Raw genomic sequence first — 10,935 nt, forward strand, 5'->3', positions numbered from 1 at the left:
TTTCAATTGAGACTCTAATTTGTTTGCCTCGTTACTTGCTCAATAAAGAACGAAGTAGCTTGGCTGTTAGAACTCAATCTGTACGAGTGCCCACACAGATGATTGCTTTATATTGTTAAAGAACGCTTTGAGTCGCTTTAGCGTCTCAAGGGATGCGAATAATACACCCTTTATTTTTCGAGTCAACACTTTGTTTTAAACTTTCTTTCGACAATTTAAAACCGAAGTTTTATTTAACTCTGTGAGTAGTTCGTGCCTCGCTATGCGTTGTCCGCTGCGCGTCGCCATATCCCGTCTCAGTGGGGTCGCATTATAGGGAGAACAGATTTTTACGCAAGCGTTTTATTGACAAAACTTTAAATAAAGCACTGTTCGCTGAGAATTTAAGCTAAACGCATTAAAAACACAACATAACCAGCATTTTATTAACATTTAACGCTTATTAAAGTGTTTGTTATGGCCTGCGCTATCAAAAAAAAACTGTCTACAGACCTGCTATTAAGTCATTTAGCTAAAAGCTATAGTTAAAGCCCGCGTAAAAACGACGACCTGAGTAGCTAGTATTGAGTAATCGCGCATCGGTGTCATTTCCTAAACGCGTTACTGATTCAGATTTAGTTAAATTAATAACCGCTGCGGTAAAGCTAAGCCCGTCGTATAAATTTACAGATGCATTTACATCGAGTTGCTCGTAAGGGTCTTGGTATACATTTAATCCGCTATTTAAACCCAGTACTGTTTCGCCGCGCTTATTATAAGAAGCACGTACATTAAAATAATCTCCTTCATAATAAACAGAGGTGTTGTACTGATACTTTGCACTACCTATTAAGGCCGACTGACCAAATTCTTCACCATTAATTGTTACATCTGCTTTATTGGTTTTGTTATAGGTGTAATTTGCGTAAAAGCCAAAACCACTATCAAAGGCATGCTGAATAAATACTTCCGCGCCTTTTGATACTGCATCGGTGCCATTACCTACAGTGCTGTAAGGGGCTATATTAATAGTCCCTGCATCCACTATATTATTTTTACCAGCAAAGTTTTGCTCTACGTCGATCACCAGTGGCACAACAAAGTTATCTACTTTTTTATGAAAAAGTGCCAACCCAACAGCAGAACCTTCGCCATAATAATACTCAATAGATAAATCAGCTTGAACTGATTCAAATGGTTTCAAGTTTTTATTTCCGCCACTACCGCTAAAACCAGGAAGCTCGTTAAATGCGGCTCTATCTTCTGCCCATTCACCTGATACATAGGTAATGCGCTGCTGCGCACCTAAATCACTATAGTCAGAACGAGATATTACTTTAGCTATTGCCCCACGAATAACTAAATCGTCGGTTGCATCCCACGCTATATTAAAGCTTGGCAAAACCTGAGTGTCTTTGTTTTGCTGAGTGACTAATTGATAGTCTTCTACAAAACGAGCGTCACCTGTTACTGGCTCACCTGTTTCATCATTTGTGTGATCTAATTGGTAGGTATATAAGTCAGTAGATGAAGTAAGTGTTTTTGTTTGCACAACACGCACACCCAAATTACCTCTGACTTCACTAAATTCAAAATCACCTTGTATATAAAAAGCCGATATTTTTTCTTCTATATCGTAAACAAAATTATCTTCAATGCGCGTATAAGGTACATAACTAGCAGTGACCATATCGCGGTATTTATTCCAGTCGATACTTGGCATTTGGTTTATATCAAAACCACCTGCAATATTATTCTCACTAGTAAATACATTTTGAGCTAATGGCATTCCACCATTCCATTGGTAGCTATCAAAACGGGTAATACCTTGTTCACTTGCTTCCCCTGCAGCAATATCAAAATTTGGATCTAAAAAGAAGGTGTTGCCGGTTTCACGGTGAAGAATTGAGTTGCGGTACTTAACACCGGTTCTAATTGTTTTTAAAAAGCCCCAATCTACATAAAAATCCACATCAGCTTGGTAGTAATCTTCTTCTAGCTCACTGCGTACAAAGCTTGAGTTTGAAGAGCCCGCATCACGACCGCCTCCAACTCCATTTTGTAAATTAACTAATGTATTAGGGTCGATATTAAGTGACACATTATTTTGATTGAGCGACCAGCCAGCCGTTTGAGCTGCGTTTTGAATAGTGGCTGCGTTTTCGCCCGCGTTAGAACTTTTATACGCCGCTTCCCAGCTTTCTTCTGGGCCGCCCTCTGATTGTGTATTACCAATTACAAAGCGCGCTTTAAAATTATCACCTTCATAGGTTAAATTAAAATCAAAGGTATCGGAGGTAGATTCCTCACGTACGTAGCTGCCACGCATCCACGGAAATTGCATATCATTTTCGACACCACTTGCCATTGCATCGTATTGCATACCAGTAACAATAGTGCCCGACTCATCAAGATTTACATCCGTCAAAAAATCAGGATTTAAAGACCACTCTGGTATATCAATCACAGATTCTGTTCTGTCTTGCCCAAGTGTAAAACCAAAATAATTAAAGCCAAGCTCTAAACGATTTGTTGGTCGCCACTGGGAACTAAATTGAATCCCTTCGCGCTCACGTTTTTCGTTAAGAACAGAACCTCGAACAACTTGCGGAAACCAAACGCCATCGTAACTGTTGCCGTTTGCATCATTAATAGTATCCCAACCGTTATTGTTATCAACTGTATTACCATGTATATCTGTTGCTTGCCCAGTGCCAGTATAGCGCCATACATTAGCATCAGTACCGCCCGAAAGCGTTCTGTTTGTCCGTTCCTGATAGGTATAGCCAACTAATACACCAAAGTTTTCGTTGTCATTTTTCCATGAATATAAACCCGTAAACTGCGGTTCGTACTCTTTTGTAACATCAGCGTAAGTACTCTCTACATTAAATACACCTGAGTTTGCATCCATACTCAGAGGTTTTCGGCTATGCATTAATACAGTACCACCAACCCCACCTTCATCTAAGCGTGCTTCTGGCGATTTATAAACCTCTACGCTTTCAATCATTGAAGACGGTAACAAAGCATAATCAAACGAACGCGAAGGCTCCCCCGGGGAAGACGCAATAAAATTACCATTAAGTTGTGTAAAGGTAAGTTCTGACGATAAACCACGAATACTAACCGATGAACCTTCCCCGCCGTCACGCTCAATTACCACACCGGGTACACGCTGAAGTGAGTCTGCAACGTTTTTATCAGGGAACTTTCCAATGTCTTCCGCGGTAATGGCATCAACTACAGATCCCGACATACGTTTTACATCTAAGTTTTCGGCCATACTTGAACGGATACCACGTACTTCTATTACTTCCATACCTTTTGCGTGCTGCGAGTTTTCTTGCGCTGCAAAAGCACACGTAGAACCCAAAGCAGAAAAAATTGATATATAAAGTGACGACTTACAAAACGTTGAAAAAGGGAAAGGGTATATGCTTGCTACTATCATGTGAGAGGCTGTTCCATTTAAATCTGCTTATATAAAACCTAAAGCGAGAAGTTAGTCCTTTTACGTAAATTATTTACGAAATGGCAAAAATTGTTCCCAATTCTACACAGCCAAACTTAACCGTTTGTTAATCATCAATATTAAAACTAAATAAACGTCTCATATAACTGTATTAATACCTATTGAATGAAACTTAAAATCCAACCCACACTTCAAAACCACTCTCAATTAACAAACTAAGAGCGGCTTTGTGGTATTTAATAGCTTAATGAATAATTACAATGCATAAATCATCATAAAGTGTATACAAAAATACGAAGGGGATAATTTGATGTGGTAGTCAGCAGTTTATACTTTAAAAAGCAAAACTGCCGGATGATATTTGAAAGAAGTAATAATTGCTAAATAGCGCTTGGTTAATCAAGCGTAGCAATAACCTCTGAAAGCTCGAGTAATGTCGGCTTTCCACCATAATAATTTGTATCTATATGATAACTATCACCAACCCAAAAAGGCGCTTTAGTTGAGTTATGTCCATGTATTGAAAAGTCGACTCCATGACTTTTAACTACCTTATTTTGTTTAACTACTTCGCGATCCCACAACAAAGATTGCACGATTAGCGATTTATCATCAGGGTAATTTTCCCAATCCCACGATTGTGCAAATGTATGAGACAACCCTATTGTATAACCACGATACTCTAGTACTATTGAAAGCGGTTTAGTTAGTAACTCATCGCACATAACACTGAGCTTTTCACTCGATACCGACTTGTGCCAATTGCCACCATTGTCAGTCCATAATTTAAAAGCCGCTATATCATTACTTAATAATGATTCCAACATTAAATGCTCATGATTACCTAATATCATACATGCCCTAATGGCTTGTAAGTATGTAAATAAGTCATATGTTTTATCCCCGCGATCAACAAAATCGCCTAGGCAAAACAAAGTATCTCTTTCAGGATTAAAATTTACGTTATTAAGTGCGTTTTTTAAGGCCGGTAAATCACCATCAAGATCGCCAATTACAAATACTCGGCACTCATCATTAATAAATATGGCTTGTTTTGAAGATACAGCCTGAATAGCGTTAATACCTATATCCAAAATAGACTCCTATAGAATGCAATCTAAAACTTAGATTAATACTTGAGTTTATAAAGCCTTAAGGTAACACAATATAGTTGATAATTAATGAAGGTAATAAGATTTGATTGAAACTAAAAATGCATGACAGAGGACCTTAGCTACAACCTAAATAATTAATGTAAGTAGTGTTTTTAGCCTAAATTAAAAGCTGCTTAGCAAAATACCTGACGAGTTATTTGCCAGTTACCCGCACAAATTTTTCTGCTAGTTCGTCCAAAGTTTCACGCTTATTCGGATCGGGCTTTATGCAGTCAATAGGGCAAACACTTACGCAAGTAGGTTTATCATAATGCCCTACACACTCTGTACATTTGTTTGCATCTATTTGGTATATTTTAGCGCCCATATAAATAGCCTCATTAGGGCATTCTGGGTCACACATATCGCAGTTAATGCATTTATTATTTATGAGTAGAGCCATTTTTAAGCCTTTTAAATTAATATCATTATAAAACAAAAAGATAAGTAAAAACAAAGGTGTGTAAAGGCTAACTTTTGTGCAGTTCTAGTTTAATAAAAAACCGCTATTTTTCATTAAATCGTAACACAAATTAGTAACACAAATTTTTATTTTTGGGTGTAAATTACAGCCGCGAATTATGCCTATCTTTCTCTGTTGCTTTGTTGATCTTAATCAATAAAAATCGCCGCAAGGCCTTTATTTATATAGGTTTAATCAAAGTGAAAAAATCACTGTCAACGCTTACCAAAGCTCAATACACGAAAGCGAAACTAGAATGGAAGCAACTTAAATCGCCATTTTCTATGCAGCACATAAATCGCTGTGTTATTTTGGCCTCTCAAATCATCTTTTTCGAGGGAAAAGAAAAATCAAAACAAGAGGTTAAGAAGCAAGATACGAAGCGATTATCGAAATATGAGGCACAACACAATCTTCGTCTTATATTTACCCAATCTGGAACAGTCTCTTTTTACTCAGCATTCCCTAAATCATCTGGCATAGCTAATACCAAGTTAGGTGAAGCACCTGAATTAACAATAGCAAAAGCACGTAAGCTTACTGAGCAAATGAAATATGGTATTTTAAATAATCATAATATTAAAACTGTGTTTGATGCTTATGAACAAAGCTTAATAGAGCGCCATAACACTGCACCTACCAAATTTGCAGCTTCATCGCTCAGAACATATCAATGCAGAATAAAAAAGCTCAGGCATCATTTCCCACTTAAGCGTGCGTTCCAGTCTCTTTCAGCTGGAGAGTTAGAAAAGATTGTAGATTTAATTATCCAGACAGAGTCCAATAACCAGGCAATCGAGCTTTTTGCACAGATTAGAAGAGTATGGCGATTTGCTAAGAACAAATTTAACTCAGGTAAAAACCCAGCAGCTGATATCGATGACTTTTACGTATCTGACCGCGTAGAAAGCCCTAGACCTTGCCAAGTTTATACTGACTTAGATTCGATAGCTGAATTATGGATAAACCTAGCATCAACCCCTAATGTGCATCAGAAAAATGCTGCTCGATTTATGATATTAACAGGCATACGCCCTATCAACATTCCACAAATGAAGTGGGAGTGGCTCAATAGTATCGATTTCCCAACCTTAATTACCTTTCCGGCATCTGTTGTTGGGGTTCGTGGAGAAATGAAAAATCAAAAAGAATATAAGCTACCCTTAACCAAAGCCATGCGCGCCATTATTTTAGAGCAAAGAGCCTGGATGGAAAATGCGATCCCTAACTGTAACCCTGATCACATATTTCTTCAGCCTCGCGATCTTAACAAACCATTTGCTAAAAGGTCGTTGGACAAAATCATCAAAGATTACTCCCCTGTTGATGCAGTAAAAGGAGATAAAAGAAATATTGTAATGAAAGGATCTGCAGGTGCATTTTGCACAATGTGCCGAAGCTTTTTTAAATCCAACGCAAAAGCGATTATGGTTGCCAATGGCTATCATTTTAAACACGCAGAGGAACTCACCAGACTCGCGCTTCATCACCTCAGAAAAGAGGACGATCCAAACGGCTTAAACTATGATAAATCTGAAGAGCTATTTGGCACTTCAACAAAGCTAAAATTTAATGTATTCAAAATTCATGAAGCAAGTATTTTAAAAAGAGCCAAGGAACTCGAAAACCAACAACTCAAACTTACGGGTATGCAAAGTAAACAAGCTAAGAACCTAGAAGAAAATAACCAAAAGAAAGCCCTGAGAGATAGAATTAAAGCTCACTTAGTTCACAAAGGCAGTTATGTAAACTTCATTAATCAGCCACTTGGTGATACGGGTAGAGTAGCAAAAGATTTGATCTTAACAGCAGAGGGAAGAGCTGTCGTTGAGAGATATTTAAATGACCAAGAGGCCAAAGCAAAAAATAATTAAAAAAGTTTAATTTCGACTTACCAAAGTTTTTGTAAAAAAAATTAATTTCATATCATTGCCTTATTAGAGCGATACCTCATCAGTTATTTGATGATTTTAACTTTTTAAGGCTTATGTATTAATGGCAACATCAGTATTAAATTCAATAAAACCATGTGAGGTCACGATTAAAAGTCGTGACCTTTGCATGGCTGAATTTAATGCGAATAAGCCACCGTATAATGACGAGTCAATTGAAGAGCTAGCCAGTCTTGCGACTATTATATTGGCGCAGGATAAAGGAAGGAGGCTTTCAAAGTATCAGCTTAAAGATCAAATAAGAATTGTATTCCAGCATGATGGCATTATTAAATTTTTTACTCATTTTAAAAAAGAACATGGCATAAAAAATATCAAGATTGGTGATTCTAATGTTATGAGTTTTTCGGCAGCGAAATTAAGAGCGACCGAAATATACAAAAAGAACACCTCTGATTACACATTCGAATTTGTAGTGAGTAAACAAATAGAAAACTTACAGTCAATTAATAAGCATAGCCCTAGCAAGTTAGCTGAAACCACAGTAACAACATACACCTCTTACCTTAATGCAATTCAAAATGCCTTTGGTAAAAATACGTTATTTCAAACTATTACGCCTGAGATAATAGAAGCAACGCTTGACCAACTACTAACAGAGAAAAGTGGTCCGCATGTGGCTAAGCTATTCGAGCAAATGAAAAAGCTGTGGGTGTTCGCAAAAAATAAATATAATAACGGCACTAATCCATTCCTAGAGGTAGACAATAATTATATATCTTCTCGAACGGCGAAGCCTATTCCTTGTAAGGCATATACTGATATATCTCTAATTTCTCAGCTATACATAAACCTAAAAACAGCTAAAAATAATACATTAATAAATGCGGTACTACTGATGATGTTTACTGGGCTAAGGCCTCTAAATATTTGCAACTTGCGCCTATCGTATATAGATGATTTAGATAATCCTAAATTTTTAACGTTTCCTGAAACAACTCATACTGCTCGCGGAGCAATGAAAAACCAAAAAGAGTTTAAAATACAACTCACATCCGAGATGAAAAAAGCAATACAGCAAGAGTTAAAATTAAACCCAGACATAAACCGCACCTACTTATTTTGCAAGGTTAAAGACAACTCAAAACCCATTAGTAAAGAGAGTTTAAACCGAACTCTTAAATATCATGCACCAAAAAACATGGTGGCGGCCCCGCGAGATAACATAAATATAAAAGGCTCAGCCGGAGCATTTCCAACACTACTTCGCAGCTTCTTAAAATCACATATGAAAGAAGTGCTAACTAAAAAAATTGGGTCATCAACAATTGCTGAGATTGAGTCTAAAAAAATGCTTCATCACTCTGTTTCAGAGCACGATCCGATGAGTAAACATTATGACCACTCGAATAAAATATATAACACTGATATTAAAGCACTTTATAAAAACTTTTCCCTATTTGAGAAGGAGATCCTTAACGAAGTTAAAAAGCAAAATAAGTTAACAAAGAAAACGGCTAAAAAATCATTTTTAAAGTTTGATTATTCAAATAAATTTATCGTCAAAGTCAAAAGCACAGTAAGTGCTTATTCCACTTTCTGGAGTAATATAACCCAGCAAGCCCAAAAGCTTAAGAAGGGTCGCCCTTTAAAAATACTAGAGTAGCATTTACATATAGCTATACAGTTTTGTATTTACTTACAAAACCTATAAAGAGCTTTTACTCGGTGGTGCAGATTGGTTACGTATAAAAGCGGGGATATCAAAAATATCAGATGGTTTTGGCTTAGTAGCGACTACTTTAGAACTTGACTCACTTTTAGTGTCATCGAGTATCATTTTGGTACTAGCACCCGTAGCTATAATGAGTAGCTCATAATTGGTCGCTAAGCTTTCTATTTTTGACACACCACAAATAACCAAAGCATTTGGACTTACCTGCTGACGCACTGTATCGGTAATGAGGTTGTAACTGCCTAGTGAAATTTCTTCCTTACAATTTACTTGTATTATCACACCAGTACTTGATGACATATCAACCTGATTAACAAGCGGATTATTAAGTGCACTACCAAGCGCAGCAGTTAACTCGCTTTCTTCATCACATTTACCAACACCCAGTACAGCATCACCTTGGCAATCCATAATTTTAGCAAAATCGTTTAAATCCACGTTTATTAAGCCTTGAAAGCAAAGCATATCGATTAATGATTTTATGAGTGAGTGGAGTATTTGGTTTGAGTGTTTAAACGCATCAAATAAACCAATATCGTTACCAAGGACTTCTATTAGTTGGTCGTTAGGGAGCGTAATAACCGCATTAGCATGCTCTTTAAGCTCATTTAAACCGGCTTGAGCTATATTGCTTCTAAACTGCCCTTCACTACTAAATGGCAATGTAGCAACAAATATAATGGGCTTACCTTGCTCACTAGCAAGTTGTGCAATGTAAGGGCTAGCGCCAGTCCCAGTTCCACCACCCAAGCCTGTTGCACACAGAATTATATCGCAGCCATTAATAAGCGTTAAAAGCTGCTCTTTACTCTCTTCTGCCGCTTGCAGTCCAACTTTGGGATAGGCCCCTGCACCATACCCATGAGTGAGCTCTGCACCTATTAGTACTGCTTCATCACTTTGCGTATGCTCAAGTACCACTTTGTCGGTATTAACACTGTACAAGTGCGCCTGCTCAGACTCGCGTTGTTCAAAAATACTATTCAGCGTATTACAGCCACACCCACCAATACCAAATACACCGATTGATAAACCATCATTTTGTTGAATTAATTGAAACATAACCACTCCTTAACTTTTAAAGGAGCATAACAAATAGGTGCGTCAATTTTTGACGCACCTAAACTAGTTGGAGTTATTTATAAATGTTAGCAGCCGCTTTAAGCTTTGTGGTAATTCTTTTCCTAATGCGCTCAGGTTGTATGACTTCAAGCCAGTGAGCACATTTAAATAGCTCATCGGTTAGTTGTTCAGTATCAATAGCCTGGTAGGTAAGTAATACGTTTTTATCGTCAATCTGTTGCTTGTCAGTCAGCTCACCAAGTTCAATAAAGCCTTGATTAACCGCCGAGTGCTTGGGTACTTTTACAATTAACTCAATCGCTTCTTGCGACATGCCTTTGTTAATCGCACTACGTAACGACTCTAACTGCTCAGTGCTTGGTTCACGTCGTGTATTTTGCAGAATATGTACATTACGAATGCGGTAAACCGGCATTTGGTAGCACTTTTCGTGAAGTTCTCCCACCATGAACTGCGCCATTAATATCCCACCTTGCTCAACTAAGTTATAAAAACTCAATTCAGCAAACTTAAGCCAATGTGCCTCATCGTAAAGCACCCTATAAAGCTCGGCACTCACTGCTCGTTTATGTTTAATCGCATGCTCAATTTGCGCAATTAGCTGAGTATCAATATTCACTTTTAAGGATGGTTTAGGCAGGGTTGAAAGCCAATTAGGTACACGGCCAGTAAAACGCTTAAGCGCCTGCTCTGCTTTAGTATGTACCGACTGTTTAACATCACTCGGTACAGATTGCGGTAGTAACTGCTCCAACAACAAATAATGCTCAGCGACTTCACTGCTCATTATTTTTAAGTTACCACCCCGCCACTGCGAATTAATAGACCATCCATACGGTTTACTCCGCATGTCTTTTTCAAGACCGAAGCAACCCTGCTCGTAAAGTAATTGAAGATCGCGCTGCAGCATACGGGTTGAAATTTCAAAGCCGCGATCTACAAGCTTGACTCTCAAGTCGCAAACTGAAGTACGCTGTGGCGCCAGCGGAATACAATCTAAAATTAAGTTATAGCGTTGAATTAACATTATCTCAAAAGCCTCACCCCACATTTGATTTAAAATATAACAGGGTTTAGTTGCCACTTGTGGGGATCATACGAAACATTTTCAACAGCACTTCAACTACATCATAATATTTATGACAGAATAGAAT

At 37.7% G+C, this 10,935-nt stretch carries 7 protein-coding genes; 2 read left to right on the forward strand and 5 right to left on the reverse strand.

From position 1 onward, the window contains the following. Positions 1–511: 511 nt before the first annotated feature. The 3 genes from H5159_RS15580 to H5159_RS15590 all read right to left on the reverse strand — a co-directional run bounded on the left by H5159_RS15580 (position 512) and on the right by H5159_RS15590 (position 5,011). On the reverse strand, positions 512–3,433 hold the full coding sequence (locus tag H5159_RS15580) for a TonB-dependent receptor (RefSeq protein WP_182780593.1): 2,922 nt from the start codon (positions 3,431–3,433) through the stop codon (positions 512–514). Between the two features lie 416 nt (positions 3,434–3,849). Beyond that, entirely contained in the window at positions 3,850–4,548 is a 699-nt protein-coding gene (locus tag H5159_RS15585; RefSeq protein ID WP_182716765.1) for a metallophosphoesterase, read from the reverse strand. A gap of 214 nt (positions 4,549–4,762) precedes the next feature. Beyond that, entirely contained in the window at positions 4,763–5,011 is a 249-nt protein-coding gene (locus H5159_RS15590) for a YfhL family 4Fe-4S dicluster ferredoxin (protein ID WP_182733150.1), read from the reverse strand. Between the two features lie 260 nt (positions 5,012–5,271). On the opposite strand from H5159_RS15590, the gene H5159_RS15595 reads away from it, so the two are divergent. Beyond that, on the forward strand, positions 5,272–6,945 hold the full coding sequence (locus H5159_RS15595) for a hypothetical protein (RefSeq protein ID WP_182780594.1): 1,674 nt from the start codon (positions 5,272–5,274) through the stop codon (positions 6,943–6,945). Between the two features lie 121 nt (positions 6,946–7,066). Beyond that, positions 7,067–8,629, forward strand: a complete 1,563-nt coding sequence (locus H5159_RS15600) for a tyrosine-type recombinase/integrase (RefSeq protein WP_182780595.1) — start codon at positions 7,067–7,069, stop codon at positions 8,627–8,629. Positions 8,630–8,671: 42 nt separating this feature from the next. Here H5159_RS15600 and H5159_RS15605 read toward each other — a convergent pair whose 3' ends face one another. Together H5159_RS15605 and H5159_RS15610 are read right to left on the reverse strand one after the other, a co-directional pair. Next, positions 8,672–9,760: a cell division protein FtsZ gene (locus tag H5159_RS15605; RefSeq protein ID WP_182780596.1), complete on the reverse strand. Its 1,089-nt coding sequence runs from the start codon at positions 9,758–9,760 to the stop codon at positions 8,672–8,674. 73 nt (positions 9,761–9,833) lie between these two features. Further along, positions 9,834–10,808 carry a YafY family protein gene (locus tag H5159_RS15610; RefSeq protein ID WP_259399120.1) on the reverse strand — a complete coding sequence of 325 codons (975 nt, stop codon included), beginning with the start codon at positions 10,806–10,808 and terminating at the stop codon, positions 9,834–9,836. Positions 10,809–10,935 lie beyond the last annotated feature (127 nt).

The sequence above is a fragment of the Pseudoalteromonas sp. SG43-1 genome, from assembly GCF_014164415.1.
GTDB classification, from domain to species: domain Bacteria; phylum Pseudomonadota; class Gammaproteobacteria; order Enterobacterales; family Alteromonadaceae; genus Pseudoalteromonas; species Pseudoalteromonas distincta.